This window comes from Amycolatopsis sp. CFH S0740, assembly GCF_004522315.1.
Classification (GTDB): Bacteria; Actinomycetota; Actinomycetes; order Mycobacteriales; family Pseudonocardiaceae; genus Amycolatopsis; species Amycolatopsis nivea.
In genome coordinates this window covers 38,379-58,450 of sequence record NZ_SDLS01000028.1, presented here as the reverse complement: position 1 = coordinate 58,450, position 20,072 = coordinate 38,379, and the positions used below count along the sequence as shown (strand labels likewise).

21 protein-coding genes are annotated in these 20,072 nt (G+C 69.7%); 13 read left to right on the top strand and 8 right to left on the bottom strand.

Features of this window, described 5'->3' with window-relative positions; genetic code table 11:
• Nucleotides 1–33: 33 nt before the first annotated feature.
• The 4 genes from EIZ45_RS35130 to EIZ45_RS35115 are packed head-to-tail and all read left to right on the top strand — an operon-like array spanning nucleotide 34 to nucleotide 4,765.
• Complete coding sequence (locus tag EIZ45_RS35130) at nucleotides 34–1,539, top strand: NCS1 family nucleobase:cation symporter-1 (protein ID WP_043837385.1); 1,506 nt, start codon at nucleotides 34–36, stop codon at nucleotides 1,537–1,539.
• Complete coding sequence (locus EIZ45_RS35125) at nucleotides 1,532–2,374, top strand: nitrilase-related carbon-nitrogen hydrolase (protein WP_043837383.1); 843 nt, start codon at nucleotides 1,532–1,534, stop codon at nucleotides 2,372–2,374. The genes EIZ45_RS35130 and EIZ45_RS35125 overlap by 8 nt, the downstream gene beginning before the upstream one ends.
• Entirely contained in the window at nucleotides 2,374–3,756 is a 1,383-nt protein-coding gene (gene hydA / locus EIZ45_RS35120) for a dihydropyrimidinase (RefSeq protein ID WP_134663015.1), read from the top strand. Before EIZ45_RS35125 ends, hydA begins: the two co-directional genes overlap by 1 nt.
• Nucleotides 3,757–3,766: 10 nt before the next feature.
• Nucleotides 3,767–4,765, top strand: a complete 999-nt coding sequence (locus tag EIZ45_RS35115; protein ID WP_134663016.1) for a TIGR03842 family LLM class F420-dependent oxidoreductase — start codon at nucleotides 3,767–3,769, stop codon at nucleotides 4,763–4,765.
• Here EIZ45_RS35115 and EIZ45_RS35110 read toward each other — a convergent pair whose 3' ends face one another.
• From EIZ45_RS35110 to EIZ45_RS35095, 4 genes are read right to left on the bottom strand one after another with little or no spacing between them, the layout of a single operon-like run.
• Entirely contained in the window at nucleotides 4,766–5,998 is a 1,233-nt protein-coding gene (locus tag EIZ45_RS35110; protein ID WP_043837378.1) for a serine hydrolase, read from the bottom strand.
• Between the two features lie 10 nt (nucleotides 5,999–6,008).
• Nucleotides 6,009–6,827: a siderophore-interacting protein gene (locus tag EIZ45_RS35105; RefSeq protein ID WP_043837376.1), complete on the bottom strand. Its 819-nt coding sequence runs from the start codon at nucleotides 6,825–6,827 to the stop codon at nucleotides 6,009–6,011.
• 57 nt (nucleotides 6,828–6,884) lie between these two features.
• A complete protein-coding gene (locus EIZ45_RS35100) occupies nucleotides 6,885–7,244 on the bottom strand; it encodes a hypothetical protein (protein ID WP_238605184.1) in 360 nt (119 codons plus the stop codon).
• A complete protein-coding gene (locus EIZ45_RS35095; RefSeq protein ID WP_043837374.1) occupies nucleotides 7,232–7,639 on the bottom strand; it encodes an SgcJ/EcaC family oxidoreductase in 408 nt (135 codons plus the stop codon). Before EIZ45_RS35095 ends, EIZ45_RS35100 begins: the two co-directional genes overlap by 13 nt.
• Before the next feature lie 96 nt (nucleotides 7,640–7,735).
• On the opposite strand from EIZ45_RS35095, the gene EIZ45_RS35090 reads away from it, so the two are divergent.
• A complete protein-coding gene (locus EIZ45_RS35090) occupies nucleotides 7,736–8,443 on the top strand; it encodes a TetR/AcrR family transcriptional regulator (RefSeq protein WP_107051056.1) in 708 nt (235 codons plus the stop codon).
• Here the strand turns inward: EIZ45_RS35090 and EIZ45_RS35085 are convergent.
• Entirely contained in the window at nucleotides 8,433–9,353 is a 921-nt protein-coding gene (locus tag EIZ45_RS35085) for an NADP-dependent oxidoreductase (RefSeq protein WP_037813661.1), read from the bottom strand. The two genes, EIZ45_RS35090 and EIZ45_RS35085, sit on opposite strands and share 11 nt — an antisense overlap.
• A gap of 70 nt (nucleotides 9,354–9,423) precedes the next feature.
• Nucleotides 9,424–10,641 (bottom strand): radical SAM family heme chaperone HemW, encoded by a 1,218-nt coding sequence (gene hemW, locus EIZ45_RS35080; RefSeq protein WP_134663017.1) that lies wholly within the window; start codon nucleotides 10,639–10,641, stop codon nucleotides 9,424–9,426.
• On the opposite strand from hemW, the gene EIZ45_RS47735 reads away from it, so the two are divergent.
• The 6 genes from EIZ45_RS47735 to EIZ45_RS35055 all read left to right on the top strand — a co-directional run bounded on the left by EIZ45_RS47735 (nucleotide 10,565) and on the right by EIZ45_RS35055 (nucleotide 16,414).
• Nucleotides 10,565–10,987: a putative leader peptide gene (locus tag EIZ45_RS47735; RefSeq protein ID WP_370318228.1), complete on the top strand. Its 423-nt coding sequence runs from the start codon at nucleotides 10,565–10,567 to the stop codon at nucleotides 10,985–10,987. The genes hemW and EIZ45_RS47735 overlap by 77 nt on opposite strands.
• A gap of 107 nt (nucleotides 10,988–11,094) precedes the next feature.
• Nucleotides 11,095–12,795: a nitrite/sulfite reductase gene (locus EIZ45_RS35075; RefSeq protein ID WP_134663018.1), complete on the top strand. Its 1,701-nt coding sequence runs from the start codon at nucleotides 11,095–11,097 to the stop codon at nucleotides 12,793–12,795.
• Nucleotides 12,792–13,487, top strand: a complete 696-nt coding sequence (locus EIZ45_RS35070; RefSeq protein ID WP_134663019.1) for a phosphoadenylyl-sulfate reductase — start codon at nucleotides 12,792–12,794, stop codon at nucleotides 13,485–13,487. Before EIZ45_RS35075 ends, EIZ45_RS35070 begins: the two co-directional genes overlap by 4 nt.
• Nucleotides 13,488–13,497: 10 nt before the next feature.
• Nucleotides 13,498–14,418, top strand: coding sequence for a sulfate adenylyltransferase subunit CysD (cysD, locus tag EIZ45_RS35065; RefSeq protein ID WP_037813676.1), 921 nt, complete (start codon nucleotides 13,498–13,500; stop codon nucleotides 14,416–14,418).
• Nucleotides 14,418–15,680 (top strand): sulfate adenylyltransferase subunit 1, encoded by a 1,263-nt coding sequence (locus EIZ45_RS35060; protein WP_134663020.1) that lies wholly within the window; start codon nucleotides 14,418–14,420, stop codon nucleotides 15,678–15,680. The genes cysD and EIZ45_RS35060 overlap by 1 nt, the downstream gene beginning before the upstream one ends.
• Nucleotides 15,677–16,414, top strand: a complete 738-nt coding sequence (locus EIZ45_RS35055; protein WP_134663021.1) for a sirohydrochlorin chelatase — start codon at nucleotides 15,677–15,679, stop codon at nucleotides 16,412–16,414. Before EIZ45_RS35060 ends, EIZ45_RS35055 begins: the two co-directional genes overlap by 4 nt.
• A 3-nt stretch (nucleotides 16,415–16,417) precedes the next feature.
• Here EIZ45_RS35055 and EIZ45_RS35050 read toward each other — a convergent pair whose 3' ends face one another.
• Nucleotides 16,418–17,275 (bottom strand): oxidoreductase, encoded by an 858-nt coding sequence (locus tag EIZ45_RS35050; RefSeq protein ID WP_134663022.1) that lies wholly within the window; start codon nucleotides 17,273–17,275, stop codon nucleotides 16,418–16,420.
• 47 nt (nucleotides 17,276–17,322) lie between these two features.
• On the opposite strand from EIZ45_RS35050, the gene EIZ45_RS35045 reads away from it, so the two are divergent.
• Both EIZ45_RS35045 and EIZ45_RS35040 read left to right on the top strand, forming a co-directional pair.
• Complete coding sequence (locus EIZ45_RS35045; RefSeq protein WP_167756650.1) at nucleotides 17,323–17,871, top strand: TetR/AcrR family transcriptional regulator; 549 nt, start codon at nucleotides 17,323–17,325, stop codon at nucleotides 17,869–17,871.
• A gap of 179 nt (nucleotides 17,872–18,050) precedes the next feature.
• Entirely contained in the window at nucleotides 18,051–18,680 is a 630-nt protein-coding gene (locus tag EIZ45_RS35040; protein WP_037813684.1) for a hypothetical protein, read from the top strand.
• A 44-nt stretch (nucleotides 18,681–18,724) separates the two neighbouring features.
• Here EIZ45_RS35040 and EIZ45_RS35035 read toward each other — a convergent pair whose 3' ends face one another.
• Nucleotides 18,725–20,047 (bottom strand): S9 family peptidase, encoded by a 1,323-nt coding sequence (locus EIZ45_RS35035; RefSeq protein WP_134663024.1) that lies wholly within the window; start codon nucleotides 20,045–20,047, stop codon nucleotides 18,725–18,727.
• Between the last annotated feature and the right edge of the window lie 25 nt (nucleotides 20,048–20,072).

The window sequence follows — 20,072 nt, the reverse complement described above, 5'->3', positions numbered from 1 at the left end:
CCCCGGCCCCCGCCCGGCGCGCAGGATTCCGCAATGGAGCCGACGACACGTGAGCACAGCCGGGTGGACCTCGGCGACGTGCGGGCGCTGCGAGGCAGCCGGTTCTTCAACGACGAACTGGCCCCGGTCCCGGTCGAGAAGCGGACCTGGACGACCTACAACTATTTCGCGCTCTGGATGGGGATGGCGCACAACATCCCCTCGTACGCACTGGCCGCGTCGCTCATCGCGCTCGGCATGAACTGGCTGCAGGCGCTGATCACGATCACCATCGGCAACCTGATCGTGCTCGCGCCGATGCTGCTCAACAGCCACGCCGGCACCAAATACGGCATCCCGTTCCCGGTGTTCGCCCGCGCGTTCTACGGCCTGCGCGGCGCGAACCTCGCCGCGTTGCTGCGCGCGTTCATCGCCTGCGGCTGGTTCGGCATCCAGACCTGGGTGGGCGGCGAGGCGATCTACGTGATCGTCGGGCGGCTCGCCGGGTCCGGCTGGCGCGATTCGGCGGTGATCGCCGGGCAGCACTGGACGATGTGGCTGTCGTTCGCGGTGTTCTGGCTGCTGCAGATGCTGATCATCTGGCGCGGCATGGAGGCGGTCCGCAAGTTCGAGAACTGGACCGCGCCGCTGGTGTCGGTCGGGTTCCTGATCCTGCTCGGCTACGTGCTGGTGAAGGCGGGCGGGCTCGGCCCGATCCTGCACGACAGCGGGAAGCTCGGCTGGGGGCCGGGATTCTGGAAGGTGTTCGCGCCGTCGCTGATGGCGATGATCGCGTTCTGGTCGACGCTGTCGCTGAACATGCCGGACTTCACCCGCTTCGGCGGCAGCCAGCGCAAGCAGATGCGCGGCCAGATCCTCGGGCTGCCGACGACGATGACGTTCATCGCGATCGTCGCCATCCTCACCACGTCCGGCGGGCACGTGCTCTACGGGCAGGACATCTGGGACCCGGCGCAGCTGGCGGACAAGTTCTCCAGCCCGGTCGTGGTGGTCGTCGCGCTGATCGCGCTGGTGCTGGCGACGATTTCGGCCAACCTGGCGGCGAACGTCGTCAGCCCGTCCTACGACTTCTCCAACGCCTTCCCGAAGCGGATCACCTTCGCGCTCGGCGGCCTGATCACCGGCGTGATCGGCGTCCTGATCCAGCCGTGGCGGCTCTACTCCGACCCGGACATCTACATTTTCGCCTGGCTCGGCTTCTACGGCGGACTGCTCGGCGCGGTCGCCGGGGTGCTCGTCGCCGGATACTGGGTGGTCAAGCGGACCCGGCTGAAGCTGGCCGACCTGTACCTGCCGAGCGGGCAGTACTGGTTCACCGCGGGCTGGCACTGGCGCGCACTCGTCGCGACCCTGATCGGCGCGGTGCTCGCGGTCGGCGGCGCCTACGGCGGTCCGTTCCCGGCGGACGGGCTCATTCCGTTCCTGAAACCTTTGTACGACTACAACTGGGCAATGGGATTTGTCGGCGCCTTCGTCGCCTACATCCTGTTCAGCCTTCCTTTGAACGCGCACCGGAACGAGGAGGAAACCAGTGTCTGACACGGTCCGAGCCGGCTTGATCCAGCAGCGGTGGACGGGTGACAAGGAGTCGATGATCGCGAACGCGGTCGACGCCATCGGCAAGGCGGCTTCGCAGGGCGCACAGGTGGTGTGCCTTCAGGAACTGTTCTACGGCCCCTATTTCTGCCAGGTTCAGGACGCCGATTTCTATTCCTACACCGAGGCGATCCCGGACGGCCCCACCACGAAGCTCATGCAGGAGGTCGCCGAGCGGCACGGCGTGGTGCTCGTGGTGCCGATGTACGAACAGGAACAGCCGGGCGTCTACTACAACACCGCGGCGGTGATCGACGCCGACGGCAAATACCTCGGGATGCACCGCAAGAACCACATTCCGCAGGTGAAGGGCTTCTGGGAGAAGTTCTACTTCAAGCCGGGCAACCTCGGCTACCCGGTCTTCGACACCGCGGTCGGCCGGATCGGCGTGTACATCTGCTACGAACGGCACTTCCCCGAAGGCTGGCGCGCGCTCGGGCTGGCCGGGGCGCAGATCGTGTTCAACCCGTCGGCGACGAGCCGCGGCCTGTCGGAGTACCTGTGGCGGCTGGAGCAGCCGGCGGCCGCGGTGGCGAACGAGTACTACGTGGGCACGATCAACCGGGTCGGCGTGGAACCGCTGGGCGACAACGACTTCTACGGCCAATCGTACTTTGCGGACCCGCGCGGCCAGCTCGTCGGTGACGCGGCGTCGGACACCGAGGAGGAGATCGTGGTCCGCGATCTCGACATGGGCAAGCTCGCCGAGGTCCGGGACCTGTGGCAGTTCTACCGCGACCGCCGCCCGGACAGCTACGGCCCGCTCGCGGAGGCCTGATGACTACTCTTATTCAAGGCGGACAAGTCGTTTCGCCGTCCGGCGCGGTCGCCGCCGACGTGCTGGTGGACGGCGAAACCATCGCGGCGGTCGGCGCGCCCGGCACGCTGACCGGCGACGAAACGATCGACGCGACCGGGAAGTACGTGCTGCCCGGCGGGATCGACGCGCACACGCACATGGAAATGCCGTTCGGCGGCACGCATTCGGTCGATTCCTTCGAGACCGGCACCATCGCCGCCGCGTGGGGCGGGACCACGACGATCATCGACTTCGCCGTGCAGGCCAAAGGCACGTCCCTGCTGTCCACACTGGACAAATGGCATGCCAAAGCGGACGGCAACTGCGCGATCGACTACGGATTCCACATGATCGTGTCGGACGTCAACGACTCCTCGCTCAAGGAAATGCGGGCGTGCGTCGACGGCGGGGTCGGCAGTTTCAAGATGTTCATGGCCTACCCCGGCGTTTTCTATTCCACCGACGGGGAAATCCTGCGCGCTATGCAGCAGGCGCGCGAAATCGGCGCGACGATCATGATGCACGCGGAAAACGGCATCGCGATCGACGAACTGGCCGCGCAGGCGGTCGCCGCCGGGCACACCGACCCCGTGCAGCACGGCCTGACCCGGCCGCCCGAACTGGAAGGCGAGGCGACCTCGCGAGCGATCCGGCTCGCCCAGGTGACCGGATCCCCGCTGTACATCGTGCATTTGTCGGCCGCACAGGCGCTCGCCGCGGTCGCCGAGGCGCGGGACAACGGGCAGAACGTCTTCGCCGAGACCTGTCCGCAGTATCTGTATCTGTCCATTGAGGACTTGGCGAAACCCGATTTCGAGGGCGCCAAGTTCGTCGCTTCGCCGCCGCTGCGGGAGAAATCGCACCAGGCGGACCTGTGGCGCGGACTGCGCACGAACGACCTGTCCGTGGTGTCCACCGACCATTGCCCGTTCTGCTTCAAGGACCAGAAAGAACTGGGGCGCGGCGACTTCCGGGCGATCCCGAACGGGATGCCCGGCGTCGAACACCGGATGGACCTGCTGCACCAGGGCGTCGTCGCGGGCGAGATCTCGCTGGGCCGCTGGGTCGAGACGTGCTCGGCGACGCCCGCGCGGATGTTCGGGCTGTACCCGCGCAAGGGCGTGATCGCGGCGGGTTCGGACGCGGACATCGTGGTGTACGACCCTTCCGCACCGCAGACGCTGTCCGCGGCGACCCATCACATGAACGTGGACTATTCGGCGTACGAAGGGTTTTCGCTCACCGGGAAGGTCCACACTGTCCTGTCGCGCGGTCGTGTCGTGGTCTCTCCGGATGGTTTCCACGGCAGCCCCGGACACGGAAAGTTCTTGTCCCGCGAACTCAATCAGTATCTGAATTGAGGGCCCCCTGATGGATTTCGGGATCGTGCTGCAGACCGACCCGCCCGCGGCGGAGGTCGTGCGGATGATGAAGGCCGCCGAGGACGCCGGGTTCCGGTACGGCTGGACGTTCGACTCGTGCGTGCTGTGGCAGGAACCGTTCGTGATCTACTCGCGGATCCTCGAAGCGACGTCCGCGCTGGTCGTGGGCCCGATGGTGACCAGCCCGGGCACGCGGGACTGGTCGGTGATGGCGTCGACCTTCGCGACGCTCAACGACATGTTCGGCAACCGCACGGTGTGCGGCATCGGCCGCGGCGACTCCGCGCACCGGGTGGTCGGCCGTCCGCCGTCCACTTTGGCCACCGTGCGGGAATGCATGCGCGTGGTGAAGGATCTCGCCGAGGGCCGCGAGGTCACGATGAACGACACCGCGGTCCGGATCCCGTGGATTCGCGGCGGACGGCTGGAAATGTGGATGGCCGGGTACGGCCCGAAGGCGTTGCGGACCGTCGGCGAACACGCGGACGGTTTCATCCTGCAATGCGCCGACCCGGCCATCGCCCGCTGGACCGTCGGCGCGGTCCGGGACGCCGCCCGGGCGGCCGGGCGCGATCCGGGCGGGATCACGATCTGCGTCGCGGCCCCGGCGTACGTCGGCGAAGACCTGGCGCACCAACGGGAACAGCTCCGCTGGTTCGGCGGAATGGTCGGCAACCACGTCGCGGACCTGGTGGCCCGGTACGGCTCGTCCGGCCCGGTGCCGCACGAGCTGACCGACTACATCCGCGAGCGCGAAGGCTACGACTACTCCCACCACGGCCGCGCCGGGAACCCGTCGACCGCGTTCGTGCCGGACGAGATCGTCGACCGGTTCTGCCTGCTCGGCCCGGCCTCGGCGCACATCGCGCGGCTGGAGGAACTGGCGGAGCTGGGGGTGGACCAGTTCGCGCTGTACCTGATGCACGACGAGCGGGAGGAGACGATGGCCGCGTACGGGGCGCACGTGATTCCTAAGCTGACCGCCTGATCAGTCCAGCATCGCCTGGTACACCAACTGCCGCAGCTGCTGCCGGATCGGATGGGTCGACGACGGCAGCAGCTGCGTGTAGAACGCGACCGTCAGGTCCTCGTCCGGATCCACCCAGAACGCCGTCGACGCGGCCCCGCCCCACGCGTATTCGCCGGGCGTGGCAAGGGTTTTCGCCTTCACCGAGTCGATCAGGACCGAGAAGCCCAGCCCGAAGCCGTACCCGTCGAAAGGCATTTCCGCGAACAGCGGGCGCCCGTACGCCTCCAGGTCCACATGGCCCGGCAGGTGGTTGGCCGTCATCAGGTCCACCGTGCGCGGGCTCAGCACCCGCACGCCGTCGAGTTCGCCGCGGCGCAGCAGCATCTGTGTGAACCGGTGGTAGTCCGCCGCCGTCGAAACCAGGCCGCCGCCGCCCGAAAGACATGCCGGACGCGACGTGCCCACCGCGCCGAAGGCGTCGTTGCGGACCAGCTTCTTCGTCCCCGGCGCGGGCAGGTACAACGCCGCCAGCCGGTCGGTGTCCGAAGTCCAGAACCCGGTGTCTTCCATGCCCAGCGGGCCGAAGATCCGCTCGGCGAACACCTCGTCGAGCGGCTTGCCCGCGAGCACCTCGACCAGCCGGCCGAGGACGTCGCTCGCCACCGAGTAGTTCCATTCCGCGCCCGGCTGGAACACGAGCGGGAACCGGGCCCACGCCTTGGTGCATTCCGCCAGGTCCAGCCCGGGCGGCGTGCCCCATTCGTACCCGCCTGCCCGGTAGACCGCGTCGACCGGGTGCGTGTGGTGGAAGCCGTAGGTGAGGCCCGCGGTGTGCGAAAGCAGGTGCCACAGCCGGATCGGTTCGGTCGCCGGCTCGGTGACCGGAGCCAGCGCCGAACCTTTCGCGTACACCCGCGGCTCGGCGAATTCGGGCAGCCACCGGGAAATCGGGTCGGTGAGGTCGATCAGGCCCTCCTCGACGAACGTCATCGCCGCCACCGAGGTGACCGGCTTCGTCATCGAGAAGATCCGCCAGATCGTGTCGGTCTCGACCGGGACGCCCGCCTCGACGTCGCGCGAGCCGTGCGACGCGACGTGCACGATCCGGCCGTGCCTGCTCACCACCGCGAGGAAGCCCGGCAGCAAGCCGTCGTCGACGTACCGGGCGAAATGCCGGTCGATCCGCTGCAGTCGTGCCCCGTCGAAACCCGCGTCGGCCGGATCGGCCTCCACCTTCACCTCGGTCGCCATGGCGGCGACCTTACGCCGGACTGGCCGCCTTCCGCTCCGCCGCCTTTTCCTCGCGCCAGGCCTCGTCGTTCTTGCCCTCGCGCCAGTATCCGGACAGCGACACCGCGTCCCGCGCGACGCCGCGCTCGTCGAACAGGTACCGCCGCAACTCCCGCACGAACCCGGCCTCGCCGTGGACGAACGCGTGCACGTCCTCGTCCGGCCACGGCAGCGCCTTCACCGCGGCGACCAGATCGTCGGACGCCGAGCGGTGCAGCCACGTGACCTGCGCGTCGGCCTTGGTCGCGAGCGGCTGGTGCTCCGATTTGTCCGCCACGAGCAGGAACACGTGCGCCCGCGCCCCCGCCGGCAGCGCCTCCAGCGCGGCGGCGATGGCGGGCACCGCCGATTCGTCGCCCACCAGCAGATGCCAGCCGGCGTCGGCGCGCGGCGCGTACGCCCCGCCCGGACCGGCCAGCAGCAGCTCGTCGCCCGGCTGTGCGCGCTGCGCCCACGGCCCGGCGAGCCCCTCGTCGCCGTGCACGACGAAGTCGAGCACCAGTTCGCCCGCGGCCTCGTCGTACGAGCGGACGGTGTACGTGCGCAGCCGCGGAGCGTGCTCGCGCGGCAGTTCTTCGCGGATCCGGTTCAGGTCGAACGGCTCCGGATACTCCACCCCGGCCACCTTGAAGATCACCTTCACGTACGCGTCGGTGAACTCGTTCGGGCGGAAATCCTTGAGCCCCTCGCCGCCGGCCACGATCCGGATCATGTGCGGCGTGAGGTGCTCCTTGCGCAGCACCTCCAGCCGCACCGCGGTCCTCCCCTTGCGCGCCGGACCTTCGGCCATCGAACACCCCTGTTTCAGTAAGGTTTACCTAAGTCGCGGCTTCCACGGTACGCGCCTTCACCCGTTCCGCCCAGTGCCGCCGTCCCCGAGTCCGGCGAGCGTCGCCCGGAAGCCCGCCCTGACCCGGCCCCGATACCCGGCGAAGAACCGGTTCGCCAGCAGCACCGCCCACCACTGCCCGGTCGCGGCGTTGCGGACGCGGTGCGTGACGCGGGCTCCGGCCGGGTCGTCGGCGACCTCGTACTCGCCGCGGTACCACCAGCCGCCTTGCGCGGCCAGGAACCGGCGATCGCGATCCGCTTCCAGCTTCATCGAGCGGTCCGCCGCGGTCAACCGCTTTTCCAGCCGCGCGAACACCTCCGCGGGCGCGGCCGAGACGACTCCGGAGACCTCGACGATCGTTCTCACGCTTCCCACGGCTTCGACACCCGGGTGTTCTGGAACGCGGTGATCCGCCACCCGTCGTCGCCCCGCACCAGGACGTAGGTCAGCGTGCTTTCACGGCCTTCCGCCGCCGGGTCGTCGCCTCCGGTCAGCGACGAACCGCCGCCGGTCACGATGACCGCGACGTCGTCCCGCAGGAAACGCACCCGCGGTTCGCCGAAGCCGGTGAGCTTCGAGCCCTTCAGCGGCCCCTGGAACAACTCCCGGTGCGAGTCCGCGATCGCCTGGCGACCCTCGGACCGGAACCCGAAGAACGTCACGTAATCGGCGTCTTCGGTGAACAGATTCCCGTAGGCGGTGGCGTCGCCGCTGTTCCACGCGTCGGCGAGGCGGGTGAGGACGGACAGGACTTCTTCGCGCTGCGACATGCTGACACTCCTTAACGAACGTCGTTCGCGTACGAGGTCCAGTTGTACTCACGAACACCGTTCGCGTCAAGCGCGGAGGTCGTCTAGGCTTCGGGAATGACCGCACCGCCCCCGCCCTGGCGCCGGACGCCGAGCCCGCGCCGGCGCGCCGCGAAGCAGATGCTGTCGCAGGAACTGATCGTGAAAACCGCGCTCGAAATCCTCGCCGCCGAGGGCATCGACGCCGTCTCGATGCGCCGGGTCGCGCAGCAGCTGGAGACCGGGCCCGCGTCGCTTTACGCGTACGTGGCCAACAAAGAGGAACTGGACGAGCTGATGCTCGACGCGGCGCTGAGCGAGGTGCCGTGCCCGGAACCGGATCCGCAGCGGTGGACCGAACAGGTCAAAGAGCAGGTGCGGCACCAGATCCGGGCGATGATGGCGTATCCGGGCATCGCGAAGGTCGCGTGGCAGACGCCGATCCCGGTGACGCCGAATTCGTTGCGGCAGGGCGAAATCATGCTTCAGCTGCTGCGCGCGGGCGGCCTGGATCTGCGGCAGGCGGTGTTCGCCGGCGACGCGTTGAGCACGTACACCAAGGCATTCGCCTACGAAGCGAGCGGCTGGACGTTCGGCGATTACGACCCGGAGAAAATGAGCGAACGCGAGCGGCAGATGGCGGACTACATGCGGTCGCTGCCGGCGAGCGCGTTCCCGAACCTGTTGCAGGCCGGGGAATTCTTCACCGCGGACACCAGCCAGGCCCGGCTCGAATTCGCCTTGGAGGCGTTCGTGGCCGGGCTGGCGGCGATGGTCAGAAAGTGAGCACGATCTTCCCGCGCGCGTGTCCCTGTTCCAGCTCGCGGTAGGCGGCTTGGACCTCCGCGAGCGGATACGTCGCGGCGATCGGGACCTCGAGCAATCCCTTGTCCGCCAAGGCAACGAGGTCGCGCATGACCTCGGCGCTCGCGCCGGCGATGTTGCCCTCGGTCTTCACCCGGTACTTCTCAGCGGCGTCGAAGTCGACCACCGTGTCGATCCGGCCGGGGTAGACGCCGAGCCGCAAGGCCAGTTCGACGTAACCGTCGCCGTAGGTGTCGATGAACGCGTCCACCCGGTCGCCAGTCAGCTCGCGGAGCCGCTCTTCGAGCCCTTCGCCGTACGCGATCGGGACGATCTCGTGCTCGCGCAACCACTCGTGGTTCGCTTCGCCGGCAATGCCGATGACGGTCGCGCCGGTGAGCTTCGCCAGTTGCACGGCGAGCGAGCCGACCCCTCCGGCGGCTCCGGACACGACGATCGTCTCGCCCTCGCGCGGGCACACCGCGCCGACCGCGGCGTACGCGGTCGTTCCGGCCACGAACAAGCCGCCCGCGACCTCCCACGACAGCCCGTCCGGCTTCGGGACGAGATGCTCCGCCGGGACGAGCACGTACTCGGCGTGGCTGGAGCGGGTGTGCACGAAGCCGACGACCTCGTCCCCCACCTGGATTTCTTCGACGTCCGGGCCCAGTTCGGCCACCACTCCGGCCAGGTCGCTGCCCTGCCCGGACGGGAAGGTGGACGGCCAGCGCTCGGCCAGCGCACCCACCCGGATCTTCGTTTCCCCCGGATTGATCCCCGCGGCCCGGACCCGCACGAGCACCTGTCCGGATTCCGGCACCGGCCGGGGCACTTCGGCCAGCTGCAGCACTTCGATCCCGCCGTGTTCGCCGTATCTGACCGCCTGCGGCATACGCGTCTCCCTCGCTCGTATGGTTAGTCCAACAAACGATCGGACGATTTTATGCCCGGCGGGCGCAAATTCAGCCGGCGAGCCTCCGGACCACGGCGTCCGCGAGCAGGCGGCCGCGATCCGTGAGCACCGCGCGGCCCCGACTGTCCAAATCGGACTGTTCGAGCAAGCCCTCCGCGGCGGCCGCCCGAGCCTCCTTCATTCCGGCCTCGTCGAGCGCGGACAGCGCCAGTCCGTCGGAGATCCGAAGCTCCAGCATGATCCGTTCCAGGTGCTGGTCCTCCGGGGTGAGCACCTCGCGGTCGGCTTCCGGGCTCTGCCCCTCCGCGAGGAGGCTGGAGTACTTGGCCGGATGTTTGACGTTCCACCACCGCACGCCGCCGACGTGGCTGTGCGCGCCCGGCCCGGCGCCCCACCAGTCGCCGCCCTGCCAGTAGCCGAGGTTGTGGCGGCACCGCGCCGCCTCGCCAGTCGCCCAGTTCGACACCTCGTACCAGGTCAGGCCAGCGCCGGCGAGGACGGAGTCGATCATCTCGTAGTAGCTGGCCAGCGTGTCGTCGTCCGGTGCGGGCAGTTCGCCGCGCCGCACCCGGCGGGCCAGCGCCGTGCCGTCCTCCACGATGAGCGCGTACGCCGACACGTGGTCGACGCCCGCCGAAAGCACGGCGTCGAGCGACGCGCGCAGGTCTTCGACGCGCTCCCCCGGCGTGCCGTAAATAAGGTCGAGATTGACGTGCTCGAACCCGGCGGCCCGGGCCTCGCGCGCGGCGTCGACCGGACGGCCAGGGGTGTGCACGCGGTCGAGCACCTTCAGCACGTGCCGGGCCGCGGACTGCATGCCCAGCGAAACCCGGGTGTAACCCGCGTCACGGATGCCCGCGAAGAACTCGGGCGAAGTGGACTCCGGGTTAGATTCGGTCGTCACCTCCGCACCCGGCGCGAGCCCGAACACCGACCGCACGCCGTCGAGCACCTCGGCCAGCCCGTCCGCACCGAGCATGGACGGGGTCCCGCCGCCGACGAACACCGTTTCGGCCTGCGGTGCGTTGCCGAGGATTTCCGCACCGAGCTCCAGCTCGCGGCGCAGCGCGTCCAGCCACGACCGCGGCGAGGCGGCGGAGCCGAGTTCGCCCGCGGTGTAGGTGTTGAAGTCGCAGTAACCGCAGCGGGTCGCGCAGAACGGCACGTGGACGTACACGCCGAACGGACGGGTGCCGAGGCCCGCGAGCGCGGTCTCGGGCAGTCCGGCGGAAGCACGGTGGGTGTCGGGAACAGGCACGACGTCCATTCTCCCCCGCCGCGCCCGGGTCCCCGCGCGCCCCTGCGCCACCCGGCGGAAAGTTCGGCCGCCGAACGATGCAACGCCGGGCGCACCCTCCGCCGCCAAGCCGCCGATACCGTCTCACCAAGAGTCCGAAAGACGGGAAAGACCTGGCAGATCGCCCGCCCCATGCACATCCGGGACGGTTTCGCACCGCTGGAGTGAGCCTTCTCCCACGATCCGGACGCCCTTGGACGACGTTCGGCCCGCGTGGCAATCTGAGCCGGTGAGTCCTGCCGGTGTCCTTCTCGTGGCGCGCCGCCACGTCGACCTTCTCCGGGTCGCGAGCGCGCTCTGCCGGCCTGTTCGCTGACTCCCGCGCCAAGCCTGCCCAGCCCACCACCTGGACCACCGGCCCGCTGCCGCCCCGCGCCGACGCCGCGGCGGAGCCGCCTCGACAACCCCGCCCGGAGGATCTCCATGTCCGCACCCCCGCGTGAAACGCCCGCGAAGGGCCGCACGCCTCGGACGCGCCAGAAGCGCGGCGAGGGCCAGTGGGCGCTCGGCTACCGGGAGCCGCTGAACCCGAACGAGCAGTCGAAGAAGGACGACAACCCGCTCAACGTCCGCGCGCGGATCGAGAACATCTACGCGCACCGGGGCTTCGACGCGATCGACCCGGGCGACCTGCGCGGCCGGTTCCGCTGGTTCGGCCTCTACACCCAGCGCAAGCCGGGCATCGACGGCGGCCGCACCGCGCAGCTGGAGCCGGAGGAGCTGGAAGACAAGTACCTGATGATGCGCGTCCGCACCGACGGCGGCGCGCTCACCACCGAGCAGCTGCGGGTGCTCGGCGAGCTGTCGCAGAAGCACGCGCGCGACACCGCGGACATCACCGACCGGCAGAACATCCAGTACCACTGGATCGGGATCGAGGACGTGCCCGCGATCTGGTCGCGGCTCGAGTCGGTCGGCCTGACCACCACCGAGGCCTGCGGCGACAGCCCGCGCGGCATGCTCGGTTCGCCGGTCGCCGGGATCGCCGAGGACGAGGTGCTCGACGCCTCGCCCGCGCTCGAGGAGATCCGCCGCCGCTACATCGGCGACCCGCGGTTTTCGAACCTGCCGCGGAAGTTCAAGACCGCGATCTCCGGGCTGCCGGACATCGTGCACGAGATCAACGACATCTCCTTCGTCGGCGTCGACCACCCCGAGCACGGCCCCGGCCTCGACCTGTGGGTCGGCGGCGGGCTGTCCACGAACCCGATGCTCGCCCAGCGGCTCGGCGTGTGGGTCCCGCTGGACGAGGCGGCCGACGTCTGGGAAGGCGTCGTCTCCATCTTCCGCGACTACGGCTACCGGCGGCTCCGTTCGCGGGCGCGGCTGAAGTTCCTGGTCAAGGACTGGGGTCCGGAGAAATTCCGGGAAGTTCTCGAAACGCAGTACCTGAAGCGGAAGCTGATCGACGGACCGGCGGTGCAGAACCCGGCCGTCCCGGTCGACCACGTCGGCGTGCACAAGCAGAAGGACGGCAAGTTCTACCTCGGCGCCGCGCCGATCGCCGGCCGGGTGTCGGGCAGCACCCTGGTCGCGGTCGCCGACGCGGCCGAGCGCGCCGGGTCGCGCCGGGTGCGGCTGACCCCGCTGCAGAAGCTGGTCGTGCTCGACGTGCCGGAGGCGGAAGTCCCGGCGCTGCAAGCGGAACTGGCCGAACTGGGCCTGCAGACCAAGCCGTCGCCGTGGCGGCGCAGCGTGATGGCGTGCACCGGGCTGGAGTTCTGCAAGCTCGCGATCGTCGAGACGAAGGTGCGCGCGCAGCAGCTGGTCGCGGACCTGGAGAAGTCGCTCGCCGACATCAACGCGCAGCTCGAAACGCCGGTGACGGTGCACCTCAACGGCTGCCCCAACTCCTGCGCCCGCGTGCAGACCGCGGACATCGGGCTCAAGGGCCAGATCGTCACCGACGCCGACGGCAACCAGGTCGAGGGCTTCCAGGTGCACCTCGGCGGCGGGCTCGGCGCCGACGCCGGGTTCGGCCGGAAGCTGCGCGGCCACAAGGTCACCGCGGGCGAACTGGTCGAGTACGTGGAACGCGTGGTGCGCGCGTACGTCGCGGGCCGCGAACCGGGCGAACGCTTCCCGCAGTGGGTGCTGCGGGCGGACGAAGGGGTGCTGCAGTGACCGCGGTGGCGGACTACCGGGCGCTGGCCGAGCGCGCCGAAAAGGAACTGGCCGACGCGACCGCCGAGGAGGCGCTGCGCTGGACGGCCGACACCTTCGGCGACGACTTCATCGTGGCGTCGAACATGCAGGACGCGGTCCTGATCGACCTCGCCACGAAGGTCAAGCCCGCGGTGGACGTGCTGTTCCTGGAGACCGGCTACCACTTCGCCGAAACCCTCGGCGTGCGCGACGCGGTGCAGACGGTGTACCCGGACGTGCGGATCGTCAACGCGCAGGCCGAGCAGAGCGTCGCCGAACAGGACGCGGAGTACGGGCCGAAACTGCACGAACGCGACCCCGGGCAGTGCTGTTTCCTGCGCAAGGTCGTGCCGCTGCGGCAGACGCTCGGCAAGTACTCGGCGTGGGTCACCGGCGTGCGCCGGGTGGACGCGCCGACCCGCGCGAACACGCCGATCGTCACCTGGGACGAGCGCAACGGCCTGGTGAAGATCAACCCGATCGCGGCGTGGACCGACGACGAGTTCAACGGCTACCTGCACGAGAACGGCATCCTGGAGAACCCGCTGGTGTCGATCGGCTACCTGTCGATCGGCTGCGCGCCCTGCACGGCGAAGGTCGAGCCGGGGCAGGATCCGCGCAGCGGCCGGTGGGCCGGGCAGTCGAAGACCGAGTGCGGATTGCACGGCTGAGAGAGGACGCATGACGACTTTGGAACCGGCGGCCGACGCGGCTGTCGACAACCTGGCCGCCCTTGAGTCCGAGGCCATCCACATCTTCCGCGAGGTCGCGGGCGAGTTCGACCGGCCGGTGATCCTGTTCTCCGGCGGCAAGGACTCGACACTGATGCTGCACCTGGCGATCAAGGCCTTCTGGCCCGCGCCGGTGCCGTTCCCGCTGCTGCACGTGGACACCGGGCACAACTTCGACGAGGTCCTCGAGTTCCGCGACCGCGTCGTCGAAAAGCACGGCCTGCGCCTGGTCGTCGCGAAGGTCCAGGACTGGATCGACGACGGGCGGCTCGAGGAACGCGCCGACGGCCTGCGCAACCCGCTGCAGACCACGCCGCTGCTGGAAACCATCGCGGAGAACAAGTTCGACGCGGTCTTCGGCGGCGGCCGCCGCGACGAGGAGCGGGCGCGGGCGAAGGAGCGGATCTTCAGCCTGCGCAACGCTTTCGGCCAGTGGGAGCCGCGTCGGCAGCGGCCCGAGCTGTGGAACCTCTACAACGGGCGGCACCGTCCCGGCGAGCAGGTCCGCGTGTTCCCGCTGTCCAACTGGACCGAGGCCGACGTGTGGAACTACATCGCGCGGGAAAAGGTCGAGCTGCCCTCGATTTACTACGCCCACCAGCGCGCGGTCTACCAGCGCGACGGCATGTGGCTCAGCGAGGGCCCGTGGGGCGGGCCGCGTCCCGGCGAGGACGTGCGCGAGCTGAGCGTGCGCTACCGGACCGTCGGCGACGGTTCGTGCACCGGCGCGATCGAATCCACGGCGTCCACTGTGGAGGAAGTGATCGCCGAGGTCCAGGCTTCGCGGCTCACCGAACGCGGCGCCACCCGCGCCGACGACCGGATGTCCGAAGCGGCCATGGAAGACCGCAAACGGGAGGGCTACTTCTGATGTCGAGCCTGCTGAGGCTGGCCACCGCGGGCAGCGTGGACGACGGGAAGTCCACGCTGGTCGGGCGGCTGCTGTACGACACCAAGTCCGTCCTCGCCGACCAGCTCGACGCGGTCACCCGCGCGTCCGTCGACAAAGGACTGTCCACTCCGGACCTTTCGCTGCTCGTCGACGGCCTGCGCTCGGAGCGCGAACAGGGCATCACGATCGACGTCGCGTACCGGTATTTCGCCACGCCGAAGCGGTCGTTCGTGCTCGCCGACACCCCGGGGCACGTGCAGTACACGCGCAACACGGTCACCGGCGCGTCCACCGCGCAGCTCGCGGTGCTGCTGGTCGACGCGCGCAACGGCGTGGTCGAGCAGACCCGGCGGCACGCGGCCGTGCTCGCGCTGCTCGGCGTGCCGCAACTGGTGCTGGCGGTGAACAAGATCGACCTCGTCGACTACGACGAGAACACCTTCAGCGTCATCGCCAAGGAGTTCACCGCGCACGCGGAATCCCTCGGCTACGACTCGGCGTCCGTCGTCGCCATCCCGGTTTCCGCGCTGGTCGGCGACAATGTGGCGACCCGGTCCGAGCGGACCCCGTGGTACGACGGCCCGTCTCTGCTGGAGCACCTCGAAAACGTGCCGGTGGCACCGGATCCGCACGATTCGGCGCTGCGGTTCCCGGTGCAGTACGTGATCCGCCCGCGCACCGCCGAGTATCCGGACTACCGCGGCTACGCCGGCCAGATCGCCGCCGGAACGGTGCGTCCGGGCGACGAAATCGTCGTGCAGCCGCAAGGGATCCGCAGCCGCGTCGAGCGGATCGACACCGCGGACGGGCCGTTGGAAGAAGCAGGCGCCGGCACCTCGGTGACCCTGCTGCTCTCCGACGACATCGACATCAGCCGAGGCGACCTGATCGCGGCCGCCGACGCGTCGCCGGAGGTCACGGACGAGATCACCGGCACGCTGTGCTGGCTGTCGTCGAAGCCGCTCAAGACCGGCGCGCGGGTGCTGATCAAGCACGGCGCCCGGACCGTGCAGGGGCTCGCCACCGAGTTGCACGCCCGGTTCGACGAGCAGACCCTGTCCAGTGTGGACTCTCCGGCAAGCCTGGAGCTCAACGACATCGGCAGCGTCAGCCTGCAGCTGGCCGAGCCGCTGCCGGTGGACGACTACGGCGTGAGCCCGCGCACCGGCGCGTTCCTGGTGATCGACCCGAAGGACGGCGACACGCTCGCCGCCGGTCTCGTCGGCGAGCGATTCTCGTGACGCCGCCCCTGGTCGCCGTCGCGCACGGCAGTCGCGATCCCCGCTCCGCCGCGACGGTGCGGGCGCTGGTCGACGTCGTCCGTGCGCAGGCGCCGGGGCTGGACGTGCACGAGTCGTTCCTCGACCTGTCGGAGCCGCGGGTCACCGACGTGCTCCGCGGGCTTTACGCACAGGGGCACCGCTCCGCGGTCGTCGTGCCGTTGTTGCTGGGCAGCGCTTTTCACGCCCGGGTCGACCTGCCCGCGCTGGTCGACGAGGTGACCGCGGAGTGCCCCGGGTTCCGGATCCGGGTGTCGGACGTGCTCGGCGCCGACCCGGCTCTCGAAGCCGTCGCCCTCGACCGGCTCGCCGGAGCCCGCCGCCGCGGCGGAACCGGGGTGCTGCTGAGCGCGGTCGGCTCCTCGAACCCCGAGGCCAACGCGGTCGTCGCCGGAGTGGCCGCACGCTGGGAAAAGCGGCTCGGCCTGCCGGTCAGCGAGGCGTTCGCCAGCGCGACCCAGCCGGACATCCCGGCCGCCGCGGCCCGGCTGCGCGACCGCGGCGCGCGGCATCTCGTGGTGGCGTCGTGGTTCCTGGCCCCCGGCCTGCTGCCGGACCGGATCGCGGCGCTGGCCCGCGAGGCCGACCCGGGCGCGTTCATCGCCGAGCCGCTCGCGGACGACCCGCGCGTGGCGGACGTGGTGATCGGCCGGTACGCCGCCGCGATTTCCGGGCTGCTGCGCACCGCCGCCTGACCTTCACACCGGGCAGCCCACCCCGGTCGCCCGCAGCGAGGCCTCCCACAACCGCTTCTGCAGGTCGGCGTCGTGCGAGCGCGCGCTGGACTTGACCAGCTCCGGGTAGCCGCGGATCTCGAAAAGCCCGCCGGGGCCGTAATACTCGCCGTTGCGCGCGCCGGGATCGGTCGCCGCCCGCAGGGTCGGCAACGCACCCATCGCGGGCGTCCGCCCGAACAGCCGCGCGATCGCCAGGTTCGCACCCCGGAACACGGACGACGAGTGCCGGAAAATCTCGGTAGTCGCCCCGCCGGGATGCGCGGCCAGCGAGACGGTTTCGGTGCCCCGCAAGCGTTTCGCGAGTTCGTAGGCGAACAGCAGATTGGCCAGTTTCGACGCCGAATACCCGCTGGCCGCGCGCAAGTCTTCCGGGTCGATCCGGCCGAACCGGTGCGCGATGCTGCTGACCGTCACCACCCGCGAGCCCGGCACTTCCAGCAACCGGTCGAGCAGCAGCGCGGTCCACGCGAAGTGGCCGAGGTGGTTCACCCCGAACTGCATCTCGAACCCGTCCGCGGTGCGGCCGGGCGCGTTGGTCACGCCCGCGTTGTTGATCAGCAGGTCGATCCGGTCGTGCCGGGCGCGCAGCTCGCCGGCCGCCTCCCGCACGGAGTCCAGCGACGCCAGGTCCAGCCGGACGACCTGGGTTCCCCGGCCGATCCGGCTCGCCGCGTCGCGTGCTTTCCGCTCGTCTCGGCAGGCCAGCACGACCCAGGCCCCGTGCTCAGCCAATGCGCGGGCCGTGGCGAAGCCGAGGCCGGTGTTCGCTCCGGTGACCACCGCGACGCGTCCGCTCGCCAACCTGAACCACTCGTTCATGTTGTATAGTGAACCATCAGTTCACCTTTATCGGCAAGGAGCGAGCAGTGCGGGCAGACGCGGCACGAAACCGGGCGGCAATCCTCGCGGCTGCGCGACGTTTGCTGGTGACTCGTGGCCCCGAAGCCGGAATGGACGAAATCGCCGCCGAAGCCGGGGTCGCCGTCGGCACTCTCTACCGGCATTTCCCGACCAAACAGGATCTGGTGCGGGAGATCGCCGAAGACCTCGGCACCGCGATCGCCGACGTGCTCGACAACGCCGCCGCCCGCGTCGCTGCCGGGCAGGCCAGCGCGGCCGACGAACTTCTCGACCTGATCCGCCGCGTCGTCGTCGACCTCAGCGAAGAACGCCTTCTCCGCACCGCACTCTCGAACCTGTCGCCCGAGCCGCTGCAAGCGATGCGCCAGCACGCCACCCGCACGATCGAATCCCTGATCACCGCCGCCCATCGGGACGACGCCTTGCGCCCGGGAATCTCCGCCGACGACATCGGCCTGCTCCTCGCCACCTCGCCGGGCGCGGACGTTCCGGAGCCCGCCCGGCAGCGCTGGGTCGAACTGGCCTGGCTCGCCCTGTCGGACCACCGTCGGTAGGCCCGAACGGCCGATCAGCCCACTGTTACCGCCACAAGGTGAGCAGTATTCACATTTTTCGTCACCGTGCGCTGCTGTGAACGGTCAATCCTTGACGCGCTACTTAACTTGCCGGTAACTCTCTAATCGCTGCGCAGCTTTCTCTCTCCCCCGTGAAACCCGCAGGTAGGAGCACACAGATGAAAGCACCTCACTTTTACCGGCTGGCCGCGCTGACGGCGGCCGCCGCCCTTCCGCTCGCGCTGGCGGCCCCGGCGTCCGCCGCGACCGCGATCAACTTCGACTGCCAGGCCGACGCACCGGTGGTCGGCCCGCAGCAGGTTTCGCTGACCCAGAACGCCGACGTCACCGCACCCGCGACGGTCGCGCCCGGCGGCGCGTTCGACGTCGTCATCGACCCCGCGCCCAACACCGTCCCGAGCGACGTCGGCGGCAACAAGGTCAAGAACATCAACACCTTCGCGCTGAAGTTCCCCGTCCCGGCCAACTCGACCTACGTCAGCGCCGACCTCGCCGGCGGCTCCGGCCTCGGCGACACCGCGCCGACGATCAGCGTGGCCGACGGCGTCGCGACGCTGAGCTTCCCCGGCCCGATCGCCGGCGGTTCGACCTTCGAACTGCCGACCATCACCGCGCACCTCAAGGCAGGCGACTCCGGCACGATCGAAACGAAACTGTCCGGCACCAGCTACAGCGACCCCGGCCTGACCTTCAAGGCCGTGGCGAGCAGCATCATCGGCGACGTGACCGCGCCGACGGCGTGCTTCCCCAACCCGAGCCCGGTTTTCACCACCACGACCATCGGCTGACCCGGACCGCGGCCACCCGCTGCGCCCGGGTGGCCGCGGCCGATTCACGGCAGCAGCAGTCCCCAGTAGACCGCCCACGGCACGAACACCAGCCCGGCCGCGAGCGGCGCGATCGCCCCGCGCCGCCGGTCCGGTTTCCGCAGCCCGGCAAGGGTTACCGCCCACGCCGCCACCGTCGCGACCGCCAGCACCTGCACCGCCAGCCACGGCAACGGCCGTCCGCCGATGACCGGTCCGAGATCCTTCATCCCGGACATCTGCGCCCAGCCGAGCATCCCGACGAATCCGGCGACCGTCGCCGTCCCCAGTCCGGCCAGCCACCGCGACGATCTGGTCCCCCGGCGACGCACCAGGGCAACCACCCCGCCGACCACAAACCCGGCAAGCAGCAGGATGAGCGCAATCCCCTGCGCCGCAACAGATTCCCACCAGGCCAACGGCGGGAGCGCTTCCGACGGCCGCTGCGCGAAGGCCGCGGTCTCGACGTGCACGCCCTGCCGAGCCGCCAGCCAATCCGCGACCGCTGCCGGATAGCCCGGCACGACCCGCGACAGCCGGTCGAACCCGGCGTCGCTGGTCGCGTAGAGATCCGGCCCGCCACCGGCGATGAACCGGATCGTGTGATTCGGGTGCTGCGCCAACGCTTCCGCGAAGATCCGCGAGCTCTCGACCGGTACGTGGTTGATGTCGAGGTCGCCCCACAACGCCAGGATCGGCTGTTTCAGCCGTCGCAGCACCGGCACCGGGTCGTAGTCCGCCTCGGGAAACAGTCCTGCTCCGACGGCGAACCGCGTTCCCCGCACCGGCAATGTCGTCAGCAGCGAACCGGAAATCCCTTGGTGGCGAAGGACATTGCCCCAGTACCACGAGGTCTGCCGGGCACCGCCCATACCGGATCCGCCGACGGTGATCACATACGAGATGTCCGCTGTCCGCGTCGCGGCGAGCGGCGCGACCCACGCGCCCTCGCTGACGCCCCAGACGCCGACCTCGGCGGCTCCCGAATGCGCCCGCAACGCGCGGACCGCCGATACCAGATCGTCCGCCAGCACGCCGTAATCGCGCTGGGTCTTGGAATAACCACTGGTACGCCGGTCGTACACGAGTGTCGTGACGCCGAGCCGCCTGAACATCTCGGCCTGCACGCGAAGGTTGTCCCGCGTCCGCCAGTCCGAACCGCCTTGCAGGACGATCGCGGATTTCGCCGGACCGTCCGGCCGGAATACCGTGCCGTGCAACGTGATTCCGCCCGAACCGGTGAAGCTGACGTCGCCGGACGGTGGTGCTGATACCGGCTGGGCGGTCGGCAGGACCGAGCCCAGCACGAGGATCGCGGCGGCGAGCCGCGATTTGCCCCAGGGCAGCATGAAGTGTTCTCCTTGCTTCGGGAGA